The organism is Mucilaginibacter sp. GW821-FHT07G05 (assembly GCF_059418565.1).
This window is the reverse complement of the sequence record NZ_JBWKQC010000001.1, coordinates 982,199-1,005,420: the sequence shown is the minus strand read 5'-3', so window position 1 is coordinate 1,005,420 and position 23,222 is coordinate 982,199. Positions and strand designations below refer to the sequence as shown.

The window sequence follows — 23,222 nt, the reverse complement described above, 5'->3', positions numbered from 1 at the left end:
CACTGACTGAATGACAAATGACTACTGTAAATGACTGAATGACCCAATGACGAAAAACAAATGACCCAATAATATGATCAAGAACCACTTTAAAATAGCTTGGCGCAACCTTACCCGTAATAAGGTTAGCAGCACCATCAACATTAGCGGACTTGCTATCGGTTTGGCCTGTGTTTTACTGATAGGGATGTATGTTAATGATGAGTTTGGTTATGATGCTTTTTTTAAAGATGCCAACCGCATTTACCGGGTTAATATAGATGGCAAAATGGGCAATGATGAGTTTGTTGCCGGTCATACGCCGCCTACAGCCGGAGCCGCTTTAATGAACAACTTTCCGGAGGTGGAAAGCTATACCCGTATTTATAAACCGGGTAACGAAATTATCCATTATGAAAAAGATGGTCAGAAGAATTCGCTAAACGAGCAAAACTTGTTATCGGTTGATTCTAACTTTTTGCAGTTCTTTCACTATGCCCTGGTGGCGGGCAATGCAGCCACCTGCTTAAACGGAACAAATTCGGTGGTGCTTACCCAAAAAGCGGCCAAAAAATACTTTGGCAATACCAACCCAATGGGTAAAACACTGGTATTTGATGAATATTCGCTGCCGTTTACCGTAACGGGAATATTGAAAGATCTTCCGGCGCAGTCATCATTGCAGTTTGATATGCTGCAATCGAACCTGGGGATGCCGCCTGTAAAGCGCTTTTCGTGGAGCTGGGTTTGGCTGCAAATGAGCACTTATGTTAAACTCAAAAATGTTACCGACGCGGCGGCCATCACTAAGCTGGAAGACAAATTTCCGCAAATGGTGAGCCAGCAGGCGGCAAGCGCGTTTAAGCGCATAGGGCAGCCTTTTGATGAGTTTAAAAAGAACGGCGGCCGCTGGGATCTGCATTTGCAGCCTTTAACTGAAGTTCACCTGTATTCGGGTAATATCGTTACTGCTTTTATTACACAAGGGAGCATTAAAAACGTGTACATATTTTCGGCCATCGCGCTGTTTATCATATTGCTGGCCTGTGTAAATTTCATGAACCTGGCTACCGCGCAATCTGCAAAAAGGGCCAAAGAGATAGGTATCCGTAAGGTGCTTGGTTCGCTGCGTAAGCAGTTGGTGGGGCAGTTTATTACAGAGGCATTGCTGTACTGTTTGTTTGCCGCTGTTATCGCAGTTGTAATGGTGGTATTGGTGCTTCCGTACTTCAATCAATTAGCTAATAAGGCGCTTTCGCTTTCGGCATTTTTAGATATAAGAACATGGCTGGCCATTGTAGGGCTTGTACTGCTTACAGGTTTATTGGCAGGCAGTTACCCGGCATTCTTCCTTACTTCGTTTAAACCGGTCAGCGTATTAAAAGGCAACCTGTTTAACAGTACCGCGGGTAAGTTTGTAACCCGTAACGCATTGGTGGTGTTTCAGTTTACGGTATCAACCGCATTAATTGTTTGCACCATTGTAGTTTATAAACAGCTGAAATACAGCCAATCTAAAGATCTTGGTTTTGCTAAAGAGAATGTAGTGGTTATTTCCAATGCCGATAGGTTGGGCGATAGCGAGGAAAGCCTTCGGCAGGAGTTGCTTACGCTGCCGCAGGTAAGCAGCGCCAGCATTTCAACCAGTGTACCTACCAAAAACTCCTTCGGCGATTTTTATACGCCCGAGGCCGATGCAAACAATACCAAAAGCGACGAAACCAAGATCACGCTGTCATCATTTATTGTCGACGAGAATTTTATACCCACCCTGGGTTTTAAAATGGTTAAAGGCCGTGCCTTTGCCAAAGACTTTGCCGATTCGGCTTCGGTAATACTCAACGAAACTGCCGCCAAACAAATAGGCTGGAAAGATGCCATTGGCAAAAGCATCCTATATCCCGGTAACGGAAACCAAAAGTTTAAAGTGATAGGCGTGGTGAAAGATTTTAATGTAGAATCATTGCACAGCACCGTATCGCCATTCGCGTTGTTTTACACCACCTCTAAATCGTATTATACCGGTTCATCATACATCACCGTACGCATAAAACCAGGCGATTACAATAAAACCATCAACGCGCTGCAAAGCAAGTGGAAGCAGTTTATGCCCGATACGCCTTTTGAATACAGCTTTTTAGATGCCGAGTTTGATGCCCTGTACCGTGCCGATAAAACAATAAGCCAGGTGTTCAGCGTGTTTACGGTGCTATCGCTTACGGTGGCTTGCATGGGCTTGCTTGGTTTGGCTATTTATACTGCCGAAAGGCGCACCAAAGAGATCGGTATCCGCAAGGTGCTGGGTGCTTCCGTAAAAAATGTGGTGGCTATGCTGTCAACCGATTTTCTGAAGCTGGTTTTAATAGCCTCAATAATCGCTTTCCCTATAGCCTGGTACGCTATGAACAAGTGGTTGCAGGATTTTGCATACCGTACCACCATCAGCTGGTGGGTGTTTGCGCTGGCAGGTTTTGCAACGGTAATTATCGCCTTGCTTACAGTAAGTTTTCAGTCGGTTAAGGCAGCTATAGCCAACCCGGTGAAGAGCTTGAGAAGCGAGTGAGTTTGAGCTGAAAGGTAAAGGGGAGCTGAAAGCGGAAAGACTAAAGCTGAAAGCTATAGCTAAGCGGAAAAGGAAAGGCTCAACGCTGAAAAATGACCTTAATGACTAATGACCACTGACTAAATGTAAAATTATGTTAAAGAACTTCATAAAAATATCATGGCGAAACTTGTATAAGAACAAGTCGTTTTCGCTTATTCATATTCTTGGGTTAACTATTGGTATTACGGTTTGCCTGATGATCTTTTTGTTTATTACCAATGAGTTTAGCGTTGATAAATTTCATAAAAACAAGAATATATACCGGGTAATGCGTGGTTTCGACGTAGATAAAATGAAGGTGCCCTACGTGTCGGCACCCTATGCGTCGGCTTTGTTGAACGATTATCCTAATGATATAAAAAGGGCTGTACGCGTAATGCCTAACTCGGGCCTGATCTCCTTTGGTAACCAATCTTTCAGCGAAAAAAACATTTATGTAGCCGATTCCGATTTTTTTACATTATTCACCTTTCCGCTCGTAAAAGGTAACGCAGCGACTGCCCTGAAAGAACCCGGCAGCATAGTGATTACCCAAACCACCGCCAAAAAATATTTCGGCAATCAAGATCCCATTGGTAAGGTGGTGCAACTGGATAAGCAATTGCAATTGAAAGTGACCGGCGTGGCTAAAGACGTACCTTCAAACTCGCACCTTAACTTTGATGCGGTAATACCAATCTCAAACTATACCAGCCGCGATTGGTTTAAAGCCTGGACCTACAACAACGGGTTTACCTACGTTCAACTGGCGGATAATGTTGACAAAGCTCAGCTCGAAAAACGTTTTCCGGCTTTTATGGAAAAGTATATGGGCAAGGATATGCAGAAAATGCATGTCAGGTTCAACCTCGCGCTTACCCCTTTAAATGATATTTATTTTGAACCGTCATCAACGTTTGATAACGTTAAGCATGGCGATAAAACCGTAGTATACATTTTTCTTTCTATAGCGGTGCTAATACTGGTAATTGCCTGTATCAACTTCATGAACCTGTCGACCATTCGCGCGGTTGAGCGCTCAAAAGAGGTAGGTTTACGCAAGGTGATGGGGGCTTTGCGTAACCATTTGATATGGCAGTTTATCGGCGAATCGGTATTGCTGACGCTGATATCATGCGCGTTTTCAATAGGGCTTTTAATGCTGCTGATGCCCTGGTATAATAACATTTTGGGTTATCATTTAACTGTGCCATGGGGTGCTTCACCTATTTACCTGTTTTTAATAGGAGTAATACTTTTCGTGGGCTTTTTGGCGGGCAGTTACCCGGCATTCTTCCTTTCGGCATTTTCGCCGGTGCAGGCGCTGAAAGGTAAACTGCAATTAGGCAAAGGCGGCTCCTTGTTCAGGCAGGTATTGGTAGTAGTGCAGTTCAGTATATCGGTATTGCTTATCATCGGTACCATTATTATCCGTAACCAAATGAGCTTTGTAAAAAACAAATCGCTGGGTTATGAGAAGGAGCAAACCGTGCTTGTGCCCATAAATAACGACGATATTTATAATAATAAGAATGCCTTTAAAAATGATCTGTTAAATAACAGCAATGTGGCATCGGTATCCCTGATGTCGGGTGAGCCGGGTGGTTTTCACGATATGCATGGCTTTGATGTTGAAGGCCAAAATGATGTATTTAAATCACGTACCGAATTTGCCGATTTTGAATATGTAAAAACGCTTGGCCTTAAAATTATTGCGGGTAGAGATTTCTCACCACAGTTTGCTACCGACACCAATGATGCCGTATTGATAAACCGAACCGCTGCCACAAAATTGAACTTTACGCCGGAGCAGGCCATTGGCAAATGGATAAAGAACACCATGCGCGATGAACACCGACGCAGAATAGTAGGTGTAATTGAAGATTATAACTTCCTCTCGCTAAAAGAAAATATGGACGCGCTGGTAATATCACCGGCAGACGACAGAAGGGTAGCCGTGATCAAACTTAAAGCGGGCAACCTGCAAAATGCTTTGGCTGCTCTTAAAGCCAGCTACAGCAAGGCCGCGCCGGTTTATCCGTTTGAATATACGTTTCTCGATCAAAAATTCGATACCGTTTACAAAACCGATCTGCGGCAGCAAACTATCCTGAGTATATTTTCGAGTCTGGCAATTTTCATCGCCTGTTTGGGTTTGTTCGGCCTCTCGCTGTTTACCGCTGCCAAACGCACCAAAGAAATTGGCGTGCGCAAGGTGCTGGGTTCATCGGTACAAAATATTTTACTGCTGCTTTCAAAAGATATGCTGAAACCGGTTCTGATTGCCACTGTAATAGCCATGCCGCTTGGGTACTACGCTATGGATAAATGGCTGCAAAATTTTGCCTATCGTGCGCCGCTCAATGCAGGCGTGTTCGTATTGGCCGCGCTTATCACTTTCGCTATCGCCTTTTTCACGGTAAGCTTTCAATCGGTTAAGGCAGCAGTTGCCAACCCGATAAAGAGTTTGAGAAGCGAATGAATTTGAGCTGAAAGCTTAAAGGAGAAAGGTTAAAGCTGAAAGGTAGAGGAAGCCGAAAGGAGAAAGCTGAAAGGTTAAAGCTAAAAAATGACCTCAATGACTAATGACCCATTGACTAATAATAATTAAAATGATAAGAAACTATTTAAAAACTGCCTGGCGTAACTTGTTGAAAAACAAATTTTACTCGGCTATAAATATTGTGGGTTTAACCGCTGGTTTGGCTATTGGGATACTCATATTGCTTTGGGTACAGGATGAGTTGAGTTTTGATAGTTTTCATAAACAAACCAAAAATATTTACCGTTTGGAGTTGTTCGGCGGTACGGGTGCCAGTAGGCAGATCTGGTCGGTTGATGTGGCACCGATAGGGCCGTTGGCTAAGCAGCAACTGCCCGATGTGCAGGAACAGGTGCGGATAACGCGCAATTATCTGTACTCCATGTATAAATACCAGGATAAGGTATTCGGCGATCAGCAGAACTTATTTGTTGATGCTTCCTTTTTTTCGGTATTTGATTATCCTCTGATAAAGGGGAATGCTGCCCAGCTTTTTACCGATGATAATTCGGTGATCATCACACAAAAAACGGCTAAAAAATACTTTGGCGACCAAGACCCGATAGGTAAGGTAATAGTAGCCGATAACAAGGTGAACTTTACGGTAAGCGGACTGATCAAAGATTTCCCGCCAAACTCAAGCATACAGTGCGATATGATAATGCCTATGGGGCATAAGATGAAGGATTTGCTTAGTCGTAATGTTGATGTAAATAACGATTTTAGCAATTTTGAGTACGAAACTTATTTTCTGCTTAAACCGGGTGTTTCTACAGCGGCTTTAGCCAAAAAACTATTCGATATTCATATTAAGCATAAGGCCGACGATACCGATGTAGAATACCTGTTGCTTCCGCTCGAAAAAATGCATCTCTACAATGCCGATGGTTCAAACCGCGGCGTACAAACCGTAAGGATTTTTATTATTGTGGCGATGCTGATATTGGTTATCGCTTGTATCAACTACGTAAACCTTTCAACCGCGCGTTCAATGCTGCGCTCAAAAGAGATCAGCATGCGTAAAATTATAGGCGCATCAAAATGGCACCTGTTTATGCAGTTTATTGTTGAAACAGCTTTGCTGTTTTCGGTAGCCGCAGTATGCGCTTTGGGTTTAATTTATGTGCTGATGCCGGTGTTCAATCAGCTATCGGGCAAGCAACTGGTGTTTAACCTGCGCGATTACCATATCTGGATGATCATACTGGCTACCATAAGCGGTACTTTGGCTGCATCGAGCATTTACCCGGCCTTGCTGCTATCGTCTTTTGAGCCGCTGAAAGCCTTAAAGGGAAAAATCACCGCGGGTATTGGCGATGCTTTGTTCCGCAAAGTATTAGTGATTACACAGTTTTCTTTTTCCATAATGCTGATCATCGGGACAATCGTAATCACCCGCCAGCTAAGCTATATCCACTCGAAAGACCTCGGCTATGATAAATCGCATGTGTTCGGTTTTTGGATGCGTGATATGGATAAGCATTATGATGCTGTAAGGGCCGAACTGCTGAAGCAGCCGGGTGTAGTAAACGTTACGCGCTCAAGCTCCAATATTGTAAATCTCGGGAACATTTCCGGCGATAACAGTTGGGATGGCAAAGCACCCGGACAAACCTTTATTGTACACCCCATGGCGGTTGATAAAGATTTTATATCTTTCTTTAAAATGAAGATGGTGCAGGGCAGTAGCTTTACAGGTGCTGTAAGCGATAGTACCCACTTTATTTTGAACGAGGCGGCCGTCAAAGAGATCGGTATGAAGAACCCTGTGGGCAAACGCTTCAGGCAATGGAAAACCGAAGGCACCATCATTGGGGTGGTAAAAGATTTCCACTTCGCATCCATGCGCGAAAAGATAGCCCCTGCTATTTTCTGCTACCGGCCGGATCTTTTCGCCACTATTTATGTAAAAACTACCGGTAAAGATGCCCCAAAGGCTATCAACGAGGCACAGGCCCAGTTTAAGCAATACAATGGCGAGTATCCGTTTGGCTATGCTTTTATGGATGAAATATTCGATAACCTGTACAAAGGCGAGCAGCGACAAGGAACCTTGTTTAACTACCTGTCGGCCATTGCCATAGTTATCTCGTGCCTTGGCTTGCTGGGCTTGGCGGCATACACCGCGCAAATACGCACCCGCGAAATAGGCGTACGTAAAATATTAGGTGCCAGTGTGAATGGCATAGTAGGCTTGCTGGCTAAAGATTTTATAAAGCTGGTATTTATAGCCATACTAATAGCTACGCCTATTGCCTGGTACGCCATGAGCCAATGGCTGCAAAACTTTACCTACCGCATACAGGTAGAGTGGTGGGTATTTGTACTCGCGGGCTTTTTGGCTGTACTCATCGCCTTTATCACCATAGGCTTCCAATCGGTAAAAGCGGCCTTGGCCAACCCGGTGAAAAGCTTAAGGAGCGAATAGGGGGGTGAAAGGATAAAGGTTAAAGCTGAAAGGTAAAAGCGGAAAGCAAAAAGACTAAAGCGAAAAGCAATGACAAATGACTATTGCCCAATGACTAAAGTAAAGCTGAAAGCAATGACAAATGACCATTGCCTAATGACTAAACAGAAATGACTATTAACAATTTACTGAATATGTTTAAGAATTATATAAGATCGGCCTGGAGAAATATTAAGAAGCATAAGGGATTTTCGTTTCTTAACGCGGGCGGGCTGGCCCTGGGGATGGCCAGCTGTATGTTGCTGTTATTGTATTCGGCCTATCATTTAGGTTACGACAGGCAATTTAAGGATAGCGAAAGCATCTACATTGTAGAAAATAATCAAAAGGGCGATGGAAAGATCTATACTTTTCCGGCTACACCTGCGCCTATGGCCGGAGCCTTGAAAAATACCGTGCCGGGAGTAGAGAAGGCCGCGCGGATAACCAGTTATAATGCAGGCGGTTTGTTGGGTTATAAAGATAATAGCTTACGTAAGGACGGGCTCTTTGCCGATAATGATCTATTTGGTATCCTATCGTACAAGTTTATTAAGGGTAATCCAAATCGCGCGTTAACGCAGCCAAATTCTATCGTTATCACAGCCGATCTGGCGAAAGCATTGTTTGGCAATGATGATCCGATGAATAAGATGATCACCCGTAACAATAAAACACAACTGATGGTAAGCGGCGTAATTGAAAATGCACCTGCCAACTCTACCTACAAGTTTGATTATATAATACCGTGGACTCTTTTCGAGAACGAGTACGACTGGGTGAAAACGTCGGGCTGGTCGAGCAATTTTATGCAAACACTGGTAAAGCTCAAGTCTCCGCAGTTTTTTGACAACGCCGATAAAATGACGCGTAAAATGATCATGAGCAACCAAAAGGAGTACGAGGCCGAAGCCATGCTGTACCCTTTTACCGCGCTGCACTTGCATTCGCTATTTGAAAACGGCAAATCGGTAGGCGGGTTGATAGATCAGATAAACCTGTTCATCATATTGGCTATTTGTATATTACTGATAGCCTGTGTAAACTTCATGAACCTTTCAACCGCCCGGTCAGAAGAGCGTGCTAAAGAAGTGGGCATTCGCAAAGCCATTGGCTCCACCCGTAGCGCGTTGATATGGCAGTTCATTACCGAATCGCTGATACTTTCGGTAGCCTCATTGGTGGTAGCTGTTATACTGGTGCAGTTGAGCCTGCCATTCTTTAATCAATTATTAAAAGTACAGTTAACTATACCATATCAAGAGCCTCTTACCTGGGTTTCGCTGCTTGTGCTGGCATTGTTCACAGGGCTTATATCGGGCAGTTATCCGGCATTTTACCTGTCATCTTTTCAGCCGATAAAGGTATTGAAAGGATTATTTAAGGGTGGTGGCAGCGCGTTATCTATCCGTAAGGTGTTGGTGGTGGTGCAGTTTGGTTTCGCGGTGTTTTTAATTACAGCTACCATTTGTATTTACAGGCAAATAAAATTTGTGCAGAGCAAATCTATAGGTTACAGCAAAAATGATTTGGTTGAGATAGATAGCGAAGGCGATTTGCCAAACAAGGCTGAAGTGCTGATCAACGATCTGAAAAAGAATAACATCATTACCAACGCCACGCATCTGTCGCAAAGTATTACCAGCAACGGCAGCAATACCTGGGGCGTAAGCTGGCCGGGCAAAAATCCGGAACAGAAGATATTGTTCGACATGTTCAGGGTAGGATACGATTTCGTAGCTACATCAGGCGTTAAACTGATAGCCGGTCGTGAATTTTCGGAAGCTTACCCGGCAGATACCGCGGGCAAAAACGTGATCATTAACGAAACTGCCGCCAAGATCATGAACCTTAAAAATCCGATAGGTGCACAAATTACAGTTGACGGTCCGGTTACGGTTGTAGGCGTTTATAAAGATTTTGTATGGGGATCGCCGTACCAAAAAATATCGCCTATGATATCGTATTGTAACATTAAGGGTGGTGTGATCGCTATGCGGCTTAACGGTAAAAGAAGCATCACAGCTAATATCGAGGGGATAGAAGCACAACTGAAGGAGATTAATCCATCTTACCCGGCCGATATACATTTTGTTGATAGCAACTTTGAAAAGAAGTTTCAAAACGAAAAAATGCTGGGTATGCTGGCCAACCTGTTTGGCGGTTTGGCAATTGTAATATCGTGTATGGGCTTGTTCGGCCTGGCTACTTACGCTGCCGAACAGCGTACCAAAGAGATAGGCGTACGCAAAGTGTTGGGCGCCAGCGTAACCAGTTTGGCAGGTCTACTATCAAAAGACTTTTTAAAGCTGGTCACCATAGGTATTGTGATAGCCGTGCCGGTATCGCTGTGGGCTATGGGTAAATGGCTGCAAAACTACGAGTACCGGGTTGACCTAAGCTGGTGGGTACTCGCCATGGCCGGGCTCATCACCATTGTAATAGCCCTGGCAACAGTAAGTTTCCAGGCCATAAAAGCAGCGCTGGCCAACCCCGTGAAAAGCTTAAGAAGCGAATAGGGGTTAAAGCGGAAAGCTGAAAGGATAAAGGTAAAAGCGGAAAGGATAAAGCGAAAAGACCAAAGTCGAAAAGTAAAATCACAAGGTAAACAATGACTTAATGACTATTGCCCAATGACCAAATGCCCCTAATGACTAACAAAAAAATGACCAGATAAAATGATAAAGAACTATTTAAAAACCGCCTGGCGAACGCTTAAAATTAACAAGGTGTTCTCGTTCATAAATGTGTTTGGTTTGTCGGTTGGGTTGGCGTGTTGTATGCTCATTAGTTCGTACCTGTACCAGGAGCTTAATTATGATACCTATCCCGAAAAGTCGGGACAGATCTATCGTGTTGGTTTGCACCTAACCGAGAATGGTGCCATTACCGATTTTCCGTTTGTGGATGTTGCCGTTGGCGCGGGCATGAAGAACGCTATTCCGGGTATAGCCGCTTCCGCGCGCCTTGCAGGCAGGGGAGCGGTTTATATTAAATATGGCAGCAACCAGTTTAAAGAACAGCATATCGCATTGGCCGATTCAAATTTTCTGCAAATGTTTAGTATTCCGTTACTGGAAGGTACCTATGCAAGCGCTTTAAAAGAGCCGCATAGTATAGTGATCACCAAGGCGATGGAAAAGAAATACTTTGGCAATGCCAGCGCTATGGGTAAAATGCTGAAGATCCCTGATAACTATCCGCTAAAGGTTACCGGTATCATTGAAAAGGTGCCCGATAATTCGCATTTCCATTACGATGGATTTATCAGCATGGCCAGCCTCACGCAATCAACCCAGCAAACGTGGAGCAATGTTAGTTACTTTACCTACCTTTTGCTTGATAAAACTGCTGATCCGAAAAAAATAGAAGCCCACTTTCCCGAACTGGTAGCCAAATATGTAGTGCCTGAAGTGCAGCACGACATGGGGGTAAGCCTGGCGCAGGCAAAAAACTCTGTCAATACTTTTCGCTTTTATTTACAGCCTATTACGGCCATTCACCTCCACTCCAGCAGCAAGTACGAGATAGAGCCTAACGGCGATATCAAATATGTATATATTTTGGGTGCACTTGCTATTTTTATCCTGCTGCTGGCCTGCATCAACTTTACAAACCTGTCTACCGCGAGTTCGGCCAAGCGGGCAAAAGAGGTAGGTATCCGCAAGGTAATGGGCTCGTTGAAAGGATCACTGGTTACCCAGTTTTTGGTTGAATCGGTAATGCTTACGGCCTTTGCCATGCTATTTGCTATAAGCTTGGTGTATTTGTTATTGCCCTATTTTAACGAGCTGTGCCAACGTAATATTCCTATGAGCTTCTTCTTTAATTACAAGATATTGCTTACCCAAGCGTTGCTTATATTGAGTGTAGGCGTACTGGCGGGCATCTATCCGGCATTTATATTATCATCGTTTCAAACCATTAGCGTATTAAAAGGCAGCTTAAGCACACAGCCATTAAAACGCAATTTCTTGCGTAGTGGGCTGGTGGTATTTCAGTTCGCGGTATCTACCGGGCTTATTATAGCCACCTTTATTGTTTACCAGCAACTGCATTTTATGCAGAACAAAAAGTTGGGGTATGATACCGACCAGATGATGGTAATTAACGATGCTTACGCCCTCGGCGAAAACATTATGGCTTTTAAAAATGAAATGGTGCAGGATAACCGCGTGATAAAAAGCACCATATCGGGCAGTGTACCGGGTGGCAGCGATTTAGATGGCACACAGATATACGCCAAAGAACATACCGGCAATGCCGACCGTAACGAGATCCACTCCAATATTTACCATGTGGATGAAGATTACATTACTACGCTGGGAATACAACTGGCCAAAGGGCGTAACTTCTATCCCGGTTTAGCCGATACCTCATCAGTGATCATCAATGAAGCCGCGGTGCGCGATCTGGGTTGGTCGGGCACTGACCCAATTGGTAAAACCATCGTGAGATCGGGGCAAAGGCAGTTCACTGTAGTGGGGGTGATCAAAGACTTCCACTATACATCGGCCAAACAAAAAATAGCCCCGCTTATGTTGCTGGCTGGTCATAGCTACGGCAATTTTATTGTTAAAGTAAAAACCAAGGACATTAAACAATTGATAGGCAAGCTCGAAACCCAGTGGAACGCCTATACATCGGCAGCGCCTTTTAGCTATACTTTTTTAGATGAACAGTTTGCCTCGCTGTATTCGGCAGAATTACGTACCGGTAAAATCTTTACTTCCTTCGCGGTAATCGCACTTATTATAGCAAGTCTGGGTTTATTCGGATTGGCTGCTTATATGATGAGGTTGCGGGTAAAAGAAATAGGCATCCGTAAGGTACTGGGCGCGTCGTCTGTCAATATCACCAAAATGCTCTCGGCCGAATTTATACAATTGGTATTGATTGCCGTATTGATATCCGTACCTGTTACCTGGTACGCTATGGATCATTGGCTGCAGGATTTTGCCTACCGCATCCATATCCAATGGTGGGTATTTGTACTGGCAGGTGCATTGGCTATGCTAATAGCCATAATAACAGTAAGCTTCCAATCGGTCAGGGCAGCCTTGTCAAATCCGGTGAAGAGCTTAAGAAGCGAATAAAGCGGAAAAGCTAAAAGCGGAAAGACTAAAGCGGAAAGACTAAAGCAGAAAGGTAAAAGCGTAAAGGTAAAGCAGAAAGTAAATGACTTAATGCCCCAATGCCCCAATGCCCAATGACCATTACTCAATGACTATTCACCACTGACTATTCACCACTGACAATTGTGTATCATAACCGTACACCCGCTGTTACGCTTGCGAACACGTTGTTATTGATTGTTTGATTTAATGCGCTGATAAACAGTTGTTTGTTGTTTTGGTATGTGATTTAGGTTGAATAAGTAACACGATAATTATCATGATTAAAAACTATTTCAAGATAGCCTGGCGTAACATTGTACGTCATAAAGCATATTCAGCTATAAACATATCTGGTTTAATGGTAGGCATAGCCGCCTGCCTGCTCATTTTTGTTGTTGTACAATACGAGCTGAGCTTTAATAAAGACAATAAGAATTTCACTAACATATATCACCTGGTAACCCAATCGTACCAGGGTAACGAAGTGGGCTATAACCCGGGGGTATCAGTACCGGCACTTGAGGCTTTACGGGTTGATATGCCCGAGGCTAAAGTTGCCGCGTTTAATACCAGCTATGGCAGTCAGCTTACCGTTACCGATGGCGTAAGCGGCACCAACGATAAAAAGTTTTTGGAGGATATCGGCGTAGCCTTTGTTGAGCCGCAATATTTTGAAATTTTCGATGGCAAGTGGCTGGCCGGTAACAAAGCCGTATTGGGCGAACCTAATACCGTAGTACTTGATAAAAGTACCGCCACCAAATACTTTGGCGATTGGAAAAACGCCGAAGGCAAGGCCCTGAAAATGGATAACCTGATAGACCTTAAGGTAGGTGGCGTAATTGAAGATGTGCCATCAAACAGCGATTTCCCGTTCAAGGTAATGGTATCATACATCACCTGGAAAAGTTATGGTAAAGATTATAACTACTCGGGCGAATGGGGTAGCATCAGCAGCAACCACCAGATATATATGCTGTTGCCTAAGAACTACACCGCTGCAAGCCTGAACAACCGTTTAAAAGCATTTTCAAACAAACATTATAAAGAAGGTATTCGCAGTAACCTCATCTTATCGCAGCCCTTGAGCGATATGCACTTTGATGTTAAGTTCGGTAACTCAACCGGCGACCACGTGACCACTAAGGCTACGTTGCGCACTTTAACATTTATAGGCATGCTCATCATCATAATGGCATCAATCAACTTTATCAACCTTACTACGGCGCAATCTGTTAGTCGCTCAAAAGAGGTAGGGATACGTAAGGTGCTGGGCAGCAACCGTAAACAACTCATTATGCAAATTATTGGCGAAACTGCCATTATAGTGATGTGCGCAGGTTTATTGGCCATTGGTATAGCCAAATTAGGCATGCCTTACCTGCAAAATATAGCGAGTGTTCCAAAAGATTTGAGTCTGTTTAATACCGGTACCATTGTGTTTTTTGTGGTGGTAGTGGTAACGGTTATTCTGCTTTCGGGCATTTACCCGGCATTGATATTATCGGGCTTTAAACCGGTATTGGCTATTAAAAATAAGATCACAGCGGCATCAGTTGGCGGCGTATCCTTACGCCGTGGCCTGGTAGTGGCGCAGTTCGCTATATCGCAATTGCTGATCATCGGTACCATTGTGGCCATTAACCAAATGAACTATGTAAACAATGCCGACCTGGGTTTTAGCAAAGATGCCGTTTTGGTTATTCCGGGTTATACCGATAGCTTATCTTTGCAAAAGATGGACGCCTTTAAACAGCGTTTGTTGCAAAATCCTAAAGTTAAAGCAGTTTCTTTTGCTTCAGATGTGCCATCGTCAGAAAACAACTGGGGTAGCAACTTCTACTTCAATAACTCAAACGAAGATGGCGAGTTCACCGTGTTCCGTAAAATGGGCGATGTTGATTATTTTAAAACCTTCGGCTTACAGTTTGCCGCTGGTAACGGTTACACCCAAAGCGATACCGCTAACCAGGCCGTGGTGAACGAAACCTTTGTACAAAAATTAGGCATTAAAAATCCTAAAGATATTATTGGCAAAATGGTAAAAATAGGTGGTAGAACACCCTGGATACCTATTGTTGGCGTGGTAAAAGATTTTAAAACCAACTCACTGCGTGAAGCCATTAAACCAACTGTTATTACCCCGATTAAAAAGTTTGAATCGCAGCTGGCTGTAAAAATTCAGGTGGCGGACATTACCGGTACCGTGGCCGATATAAAACAACAATGGGAAAGTACATATCCTGATTATGCCTACAACGGCTATTTTATGGATGAGCGCATAGCCCAGTTTTATAAACAGGAAAATCAACTTGCGCTGGTATACAAAATATTTGCAGGCATAGCCATCTTTATATCGTGCCTTGGCTTGTATGGTTTGGTATCGTATATGGCGGTGCAGCGCACCCGCGAGGTGGGTATCCGCAAGGTACTTGGCGCGTCGATCACCAGTATCATCTTCCTGTTCTCCAAAGAGTTTATCGTGCTGTTGGGTATCTCGTTCCTTATCGCTATGCCAACGGCCTGGTACATGATGAACGGCTGGCTGCAAAACTTTGCTTACCGTATTGAGCTGGGGGCAGGTGTATTTATACTGGCTATTGTGGTATCGGTATTAATTGCATGCCTTACATTTGGCTACAAAGCCATCACAACAGCCCTTATCAACCCGGTTAAAAGCCTGAGAGGGGAATGAGGGGAAGGTTAAGTTGAAAGACGAAAGCGAAAAGCTTAAAGGCTAAAGCTGAAAGCAAAAAGGTTAAAACTTAAAGGTAAAAGGCAATGGCCATTGACCATGGACCATCGACTATGGACCATTGACTATCCACCAACGACTAAAAATAAAACATTATGTTCAAAACGTATTTCAAGATAGCGTTACGCAAACTGTCGAAAAATAAACTTTATTCTATCGTAAACATAGTAGGCTTAACGGTGGGTATCACCAGTTGCCTGCTCATTGGCTTATATATCATTAACGAAACAGGTTACGATAAGTTCCAGAAGAATGCCGATAGGATAGTACGCGTAACAATGGAATACGGCGAACCGGGTAATATGAATAAGGCGGTTACTACGGGTACTAAGGCCGGTCCGCAATTGCAGCGTACCTTTCCGCAAATTGAAACTTACGTAAGGGTTATCAATTACTCAAGCGTGGTAAAGTATGAAGATAAGGTATTTACCGAACCGCGTTTTCTTTTTGCCGATGCCGGTTTCTTTAATGTATTCAGCTTTCCGTTATTGGAAGGTGATGTAAAATCGGCACTGGATGGCCCGAGAAAAGTGGTGATATCGGCTTCAACAGCCCATAAATATTTTGGCAATGCCGATCCGGTAGGTAAAGTGCTCAACGTTAACAGCGACCGCGAATACCAGGTAACCGGCGTAGTAGCCGATGCGCCCGAAAACTCGCAGATCAAATACGATTTTATAGCTTCTTTCTCCACACTATCGTCATCAAAAACCGAAGAATGGTGGACAGCCAATTACATCACTTATTTGATGCTGGACAAAAAGGAATCAATAGCTCCGTTGCAAACTCAAATAAACGCCTACATGACCAATGTAAGCGCCAACGAACTTAAAATGGGCAAGGCTCAACTGGTATATAACGCTCAACCTATCAAAGAGGTGCACCTGCACTCTGATTTGGGCGGATTGGAAGCAAACGGTAGCATCAAAACTATTTATGTGATCAGTATTATCGCTTTGCTGATATTGGTTATAGCTTGTATTAACTATACCAACCTGGCCACGGTACAATCAAGCGGCCGCAGTGCCGAAATCGGTATCCGTAAGGTATTGGGCGCGCAAAAAGGACAACTGTTTGGCCAGTTCATCGGCGAATCATTTTTGATCACCTTACTGTCGCTTACTTTGGCTATTGTATTGGCTGCTGCTTTAATGCCGTACTTTAATGATTTGACGGGTAAAGTACTTGCCATCGCTTCGTTATTTAAGCCACTGCCTGTTGCCGCGCTGGTGCTGTTATGTGTACTGGTGGGTTTTGCTTCGGGCAGTTACCCGGCGCTTGTACTGGCCAATGCCAAACTGATCAGTACCCTTAAATCGGGTTTGCGCCTTAGTTCATCAGGGAGTTATTTCCGTAAAACGCTTATTGTGTTTCAGTTCGCGGTATCAATTTGCCTTATCGTATCCACCTTTGTAATATTACAGCAGCTCAACTTTATGCGCAATAAAGATTTGGGTTACGATAGGGAACACGTAATTGTACTGCCTGTTGACGAGCAAATGCAAAACAGCTATGAAGCCATTAAAGCGGCTATTAGTGTAAACCCTAATGTGATCAGTGTGAGCGGTGCCAATGCCAGCCCTACATCAGTGGGTTGGGGCGATGGCATCGATGTGGATAACGGACAAAAGAACGTTAGTTTACAGATTACCGCCCTGCCGTCTGACCTCGGTTTCATCAAAACCATGAACATGAAGATCATCGCCGGAATGGATTATACCGAAGCCGACTATGCCCAGATGGATACTACCAACCACGGCAAAAATTTCAAATACGCCTTTATCCTGAACGAAACCGCCGTAAAAGCGCTTGGCTTAACGCCGGAACAGGCAATCGGTCGTCGTGCCGAAAAAGGTGGTACGCCGGGCGTGATCAAAGCGGTAATAAAAGATTTCAACTTCGCGTCGCTGCACGAAAATGTTGGTCCGCTGATGTTGTTTCTCGATAAGGAATTTACCAATGATATCTTCATTAAAACCAATGGTAAAAATATTCCGGCCACGTTAAGCTTCCTGAAAGCGATGTGGAAGGAGCGTGTACCGCATCGTCCATTCGAATACAGCTTTTTAGATGAAAACTATAACAAGCTATACGTAACCGAACAAAAAACGGCGCAGATATTCAGTACGTTTTCTACACTTGCTATTTTACTGGCCTGCCTTGGTTTGTTCGCGCTGGCGGCATTCGCTACTATGCAACGCACCAAAGAGATAGGTATCCGTAAGGTACTTGGCGCAAGTGTAAGCGGTATAGTAGGGTTGATATCAAAAGAGTTTTTAGTACTTACGCTGATAGCCATTGTAATAGCATCGCCCGCCGCCTGGTACTTTATGAATAAATGGCTGCAGGATTTTGCTTACCGCATAAATATACAATGGTGGGTGTTTGTAGTAGCCGGTGGTTTAACGCTTGTCATAGCCTTTATTACAGTTTCGCTGCAATCAATAAAAGCGGCGATAGCCAACCCGGTAAAGAGCTTGCGAAGCGAATAGGGGTAAAAGCGGAAAGCTGAAAGGATAAAGGTTAAAGCAGAAAGGTAAAAGCGGAAAGGATAAAGCTAAAAGACCAAAGCAGAAAGATAATGACTCCTCACTGCTACCTATTCACTATTCCCACTGACCATTGACTATTGCCCAATGACTTAATGCCCAAATGCCCTAATGACCATTAATAAGGTGTATCATAACCGTACGCATCTTGTACATAAACGAACACTTTATTAATGGCTTTTTTAATTTATTGAATTGATTATCAGTTGTATATGTGTTTGGTATATTATTGATACATTAATGGTAAATCGGGTTTATATTTTTAATTTGCCGGCATCATTAACCATATACTAAAGTTTAAAAATGTTATCACTTCAACACATTTCAAAGTACTACCAAACTGGCGCAAGCAAAACCTTTGTGCTTAATAATATCAGCCTCGAAGTTGATGAAGGCGAATTTGTATCTATCATGGGGCCATCGGGTTCGGGTAAATCAACCTTGTTAAACGTAATAGGCATGCTTGATGAGCCAACAGACGGTTTTCATTACTTTGCCGGGCAGGCCGTGCACCAGTTGAAAGAAAAGCAGCGTTCGGCTTTATATAAACAATACATTGGCTTCGTATTTCAGGCTTACCATTTAATTGATGAGCTTACCGTTTACGAAAACATCGAAACACCGCTCATCTATCAAAACATAAAAGGTTCGGAGCGTAAAGCATTAGTGGCCGATATATTGGACCGCTTTCAGATAGTTGGTAAAAAAGACCTTTTCCCGGCGCAGTTATCAGGCGGGCAGCAGCAGTTGGTAGGTATAGCCCGCGCGCTTATTGCCAAGCCTAAGTTATTACTTGCCGATGAGCCTACCGGTAACCTGAATTCAAAACAGGGCGAAGAAATTATGGAGCTTTTCCGTAAACTGAACCAGGAGGATGGCGTAACCATTATACAGGTAACCCACTCCGAAAAAAATGCCGAGTTCGGCACCCGTATCATTAACCTTTTAGATGGCAAAGTGGAATCATCTAAAAACCTGAACAATAAATAAACAATGCGCTATTTAAAATACCTTTTATCTGCTTTTACTTTAATGCTGTCTGTATCGGCCTACAGCCAAACAGATTCCCTGCTTAACCTGCAACAATGCGTTGATATCGCCATAAAAAACAACCTTGATGTAAAGAGGAGCGAACTGGATATGCAAACCAGTCGCGTTTATTACAACCAGGCACGCGAAAACCTGTTGCCTACGCTAAACGGTAGTGTTAACCACTCTATCAGCAGCGGCCGCGACCCTTTTAGTAATGGTTCGTCGAGCGGGTCAACTACCGCGGCAGATTATAGCCTGAACTCGGACTTGGTGTTGTTTAACGGTTTGTCACTGCAAAACAGCATCCGCCAAACATCATTGGCGTACCAGGCAGGTAAAATGGATTTTCAGCAGGCAAAAGATAATATTACCCTGAACGTTATTACCGCTTATTTGCAGGTGCAAAACAATGTTGACCTGCTTACCCAAGCCACCGCGCAGGTTGATGTATCAAAAAAGCAGACCGAAAGGTTAAACATTATGAATAAAGAAGGTGGTGTTAAACCATCTGAATATTACGATGTAAAAGGCCAGCTGGCTACAGATCAGGTTACTTACATTAATGCTAAAAACGCGCTGGCTTTATCAAAACTAAACCTGCTGCAACTGATGAATGTGCCTTACAAGAGCAACATTCAGCTACAGCGTTTAAATGCTGAGCAACTGCCGGGCAAATATGTAAGTACCGAAGATGAGGTGTACAACAAAGCACTAAGCGACTTGGCATTGGTTAAAGCAGCAACCCTGCGCAGGCAAAGTGCCGAAAAAGGGGTGAAGGTAGCTAAGGGCTCCCTGTTCCCTACTATTAGTATCGGCGGCGGTGTGGGTACAAGGTATTCGAGCGCGGCAAGGCTTACCAATTTTGGTGATTCGTCGGTTGTAAATACCGGTACATTTGTAACCACAGCAGGGGTGAGGCAACCGGTAAGCGCCGTGCAATATGGTTCTACCAAATATGCTTATTTTGATCAGCTGCGTAATAGCTACAATACCCAGTTCAATGTAGGTCTGCGGATACCGATACTGAATTACTTCCAAAACAGAAATAAAATAGCTTTGGCTAAAATACAACTGCTTGATGCCCAATACACTGAGCAGAATACGCTGATTAAACTGAAACAGAACGTAGAACAGGCCTACCTGAACATGACGGCCGCTTACGAGCGTTACAGCGTAGTTACCGATCAGGTAGAAGCATTTGCCGAATCTTTCCGCATAGCGGAGATCAGGTTTAATGAGGGCGCGCTGAACTCGGTTGATTATGTGGTAGCTAAAAATAACCTCGACAGGGCAAACACCAGTCTCATTACCGCGAGGTACGACTATTTTATCCGCACCAAAATATTAGATTATTACCAGGGGAGATTATCGTTGTAATAAATTTTGTACTGAAAATCATTATAATTTCATGTAATTATCGTTATTTGTACAAAATTTCACGCAGCTAAACGATCAAATTCACAACCTATATGAAAAAATTACTCCTATCATTAAGTATCCTGTTAGGTACATCTTACCTGGCTTCGGCTCAACTTATCCCGAACGCGCAATTCGGCTTAAAAGCAGGTGTTAACTTATCAAGTTTTTCAACCAACAGCACTTTCAGCAGCGATAAACGCGCAGGCTATTTAGGCGGTGTATACGCCCGTATCGGCGGCCTGGGTTTTAACTTTCAGCCGGAGCTTTATGTTACAGGTAAAAACCTTACCATTAAAGACGGTACTAATGAAAATAAAGCTAAGTTCACCAGTTTGGATGTGCCTTTATTATTAGGTACTAAAGTTGGCGCTTTTGGTTTTGGCGGTCGTTTTTATGCAGGTCCGCTGGTGTCATTTAATCTTAATAAAGATCAAAGTGTTGGGGAAGCAGCAGGTAAGGCCGTTACCTTTACCGATTATAAAAACCAAAACTTTGCGGCTGTAGTAGGTGCAGGTGTTGATATCAGGGATTTTTCGGTTGACCTTCGTTACGAAGCCGGTTTAACCAAACAAAAATATAATGACGGTAATTCAAGTATCCGTGTAAGTTTGTTTACTTTAAGCGTAGCTTATAAATTGTTCTCACTGTAAAAGAGAATTATAAAAAACAAAAGCCCTGCTGTAAATTTTACAGCAGGGCTTTTTTATGCTTTGGATATTTGATGAAGGACTAAAAGTGTTCAATAGCTTCTTTAAGCGCGGCGTTATGTTTATACCTGAACACAAACGGAAATACAACAGCTATTACCAGGGCATAACCCGCGAACGTAAGCCAGATGCCTTGCCAGTTCTTGCTTTGATCGGCAAGAGTGAAGAATTTATCGATTACGAAACCGCTGGCGATACTGCCAAAAAATGCCCCGAAACCGTTTACCATCATCATAAATACCCCTTGTACGCTGCCGCGAATTTCGGGTGGACTTTGGGTTTCAACAAACAATGACCCCGAGATATTAAAGAAATCGAAAGCCATGCCGTATACAATACATGAGGCGATGATCATCCATAAGCCATCGGCAGGGTCGCCAAAGGCGAAAAGACCAAAACGCAATACCCAGGCCAGCATACTGAACAGCATCACATACTTAATACCAAACCTGCGTAAAAAGAAGGGGATAGCGAGGATGAACAATGTTTCAGATATCTGCGATATCGACATAATGATAGCAGGATATTTCACCGCTATGGTATCCTTGTAAGCCGCTACTTTACTAAAATCATGAATATAGGTATCACCGTAAGCATTGGTAAGCTGTAAGGCTGCACCCAGTAATAACGAGAAAGCGAAAAATATAGCGAAACGTGGTTTCTTGAACAACGCGAAAGCATTTAAGCCCAAAAGATCAACAAATGATTTGCTGCCCACTTTTTTCATTAAAGGCGGCGCTTTTGGCAGGGTGAATGAGTAAACTCCCAATATTAAAGCGACAGCCCCTGCTATGTAAAATTGGTTGGCCGAAGTTTCATTGTGTGTTAAACTCACAGCCCATAGCGCGGCTATGAATCCGATTGTTCCCCAGATACGGATAGGCGGATAATCTTTTACCACATCTTTATTACTGCCTTTTAGTGCCGAATAGGCAACCGTGATAGATAGTGAAAGGGTTGGCATGTAGAAAACCATGTTGAGTAATATCACCCAAAAAAATGTGGAAGGGTCCTGAACCATTGGCAGGCTAAACAGTACCAACGAACCCAGGATGTGCATAATACCGTATAGTTTTTCTGCATTGATAAACCTGTCGGATATGATACCGGTAAGGGCAGGCATAAATACTGCCGAAATACCCATAGTAGAGAAAATGGCACCAAATTGTGCGCCCGACCAGTGTTTATTTTGAAACCAATATGCACCAATGGTGAGCAGCCAGGCTCCCCAAATAAAAAACTGCATAAAATTCATCAGTATTAAGCGGAACTTAATATTCATACGGTGCCCTGGTTTAAAAAAATGTAGTCAGTGTTAATTAAAAGCGGAAAATACTCAAATTAAGCGAATCAAAAAACAATAAAAATTGAATTTGACCGGAAAGGGAATGTTTTAAACTGACCAACGAATGATATAACTGCCGGTATTGACGCTATATCATTCGTCGGTGGGGTTTTTTCTGTAAAATTATTGAAATTATGATGCCTTGCGTTTATTCAGCTCATCGCGAATTTTAGCGGCTTTTTCATACGCTTCTTCGGCAAGGGCTTCCTGCAACTTGGCTTTAAGCTCTTCGTCGCTTAGTGATGTATAGCTGCCGGTAGATGCTACCGAAGTTTTTTCTTCTACAGGTTCGTTAATGTTTTCGAGGTATACAAAATCATTACCTTCTATTACAATACCCGCGGTAGAGAGGATAAATTCGTAAGTGAAGATAGGGCAATCAAACCTTACCGATACCGCTATGGCATCAGATGTACGGGCATCAATTTCCATTACCCGCTTACCGTCCGAGCAGATGAGCTTGGCGTAAAAAATGCCATCAACAAGGTTATAAATAATAATTTCCTGTACGGTAATATTATAGGCTTGTGCAAAGCTTTTAAACAAATCGTGCGTAAGCGGACGGCTTGGCGTCATCTTTTCTATCTCGATGGCTATGGCCTGCGCTTCAAAACTACCTATAATAATAGGCAGCCTGCGGCGGCCGCTTACTTCACCTAAAACCAAAGCATACGCGCCGGATTGTGTTTGGCTGTAAGACAAACCTACAATATCCAGCTTTATTTTTTTCATGTTATTACCCATCGC

General features: G+C 43.4%; 12 protein-coding genes. 10 read left to right on the top strand and 2 right to left on the bottom strand.

The genetic code is table 11. The features are described 5' to 3' along the window. Window positions 1-73 precede the first annotated feature (73 nt). From AC07NA_RS04050 to AC07NA_RS04005, 10 genes are all read left to right on the top strand, one after another. Window positions 74-2,542, top strand: a complete 2,469-nt coding sequence (locus AC07NA_RS04050) for an ABC transporter permease (RefSeq protein WP_494895884.1) — start codon at window positions 74-76, stop codon at window positions 2,540-2,542. Between the two features lie 133 nt (window positions 2,543-2,675). Further along, complete coding sequence (locus AC07NA_RS04045; protein WP_494895882.1) at window positions 2,676-5,045, top strand: ABC transporter permease; 2,370 nt, start codon at window positions 2,676-2,678, stop codon at window positions 5,043-5,045. 130 nt (window positions 5,046-5,175) lie between these two features. After that, entirely contained in the window at window positions 5,176-7,533 is a 2,358-nt protein-coding gene (locus AC07NA_RS04040) for an ABC transporter permease (protein WP_494895880.1), read from the top strand. Between the two features lie 173 nt (window positions 7,534-7,706). Beyond that, complete coding sequence (locus AC07NA_RS04035) at window positions 7,707-10,070, top strand: ABC transporter permease (RefSeq protein WP_494895878.1); 2,364 nt, start codon at window positions 7,707-7,709, stop codon at window positions 10,068-10,070. Between the two features lie 159 nt (window positions 10,071-10,229). Further along, window positions 10,230-12,647 carry an ABC transporter permease gene (locus AC07NA_RS04030; RefSeq protein ID WP_494895876.1) on the top strand — a complete coding sequence of 806 codons (2,418 nt, stop codon included), beginning with the start codon at window positions 10,230-10,232 and terminating at the stop codon, window positions 12,645-12,647. Window positions 12,648-12,945: 298 nt separating this feature from the next. Next, window positions 12,946-15,363, top strand: a complete 2,418-nt coding sequence (locus AC07NA_RS04025; protein ID WP_494895874.1) for an ABC transporter permease — start codon at window positions 12,946-12,948, stop codon at window positions 15,361-15,363. Window positions 15,364-15,518: 155 nt separating this feature from the next. Further along, the gene (locus AC07NA_RS04020) at window positions 15,519-17,915 is read left to right on the top strand and encodes an FtsX-like permease family protein (protein ID WP_494895872.1); all 2,397 of its coding nucleotides are present in this window, start codon (window positions 15,519-15,521) and stop codon (window positions 17,913-17,915) included. Between the two features lie 360 nt (window positions 17,916-18,275). Next, window positions 18,276-18,962: an ABC transporter ATP-binding protein gene (locus AC07NA_RS04015; RefSeq protein WP_345209516.1), complete on the top strand. Its 687-nt coding sequence runs from the start codon at window positions 18,276-18,278 to the stop codon at window positions 18,960-18,962. 3 nt (window positions 18,963-18,965) lie between these two features. Continuing rightward, the gene (locus AC07NA_RS04010) at window positions 18,966-20,381 is read left to right on the top strand and encodes a TolC family protein (RefSeq protein ID WP_494895869.1); all 1,416 of its coding nucleotides are present in this window, start codon (window positions 18,966-18,968) and stop codon (window positions 20,379-20,381) included. Window positions 20,382-20,473: 92 nt separating this feature from the next. Continuing rightward, window positions 20,474-21,073, top strand: a complete 600-nt coding sequence (locus AC07NA_RS04005) for a porin family protein (RefSeq protein ID WP_494895867.1) — start codon at window positions 20,474-20,476, stop codon at window positions 21,071-21,073. Window positions 21,074-21,152: 79 nt separating this feature from the next. On the opposite strand, the gene AC07NA_RS04000 is transcribed toward AC07NA_RS04005, so the two are convergent. Together AC07NA_RS04000 and AC07NA_RS03995 are read right to left on the bottom strand one after the other, a co-directional pair. Next, window positions 21,153-22,412: a nucleoside permease gene (locus AC07NA_RS04000; protein WP_494895865.1), complete on the bottom strand. Its 1,260-nt coding sequence runs from the start codon at window positions 22,410-22,412 to the stop codon at window positions 21,153-21,155. A 195-nt stretch (window positions 22,413-22,607) separates the two neighbouring features. Next, window positions 22,608-23,207 (bottom strand): bifunctional nuclease family protein, encoded by a 600-nt coding sequence (locus AC07NA_RS03995; protein ID WP_345209512.1) that lies wholly within the window; start codon window positions 23,205-23,207, stop codon window positions 22,608-22,610. Window positions 23,208-23,222: the final 15 nt, after the last annotated feature.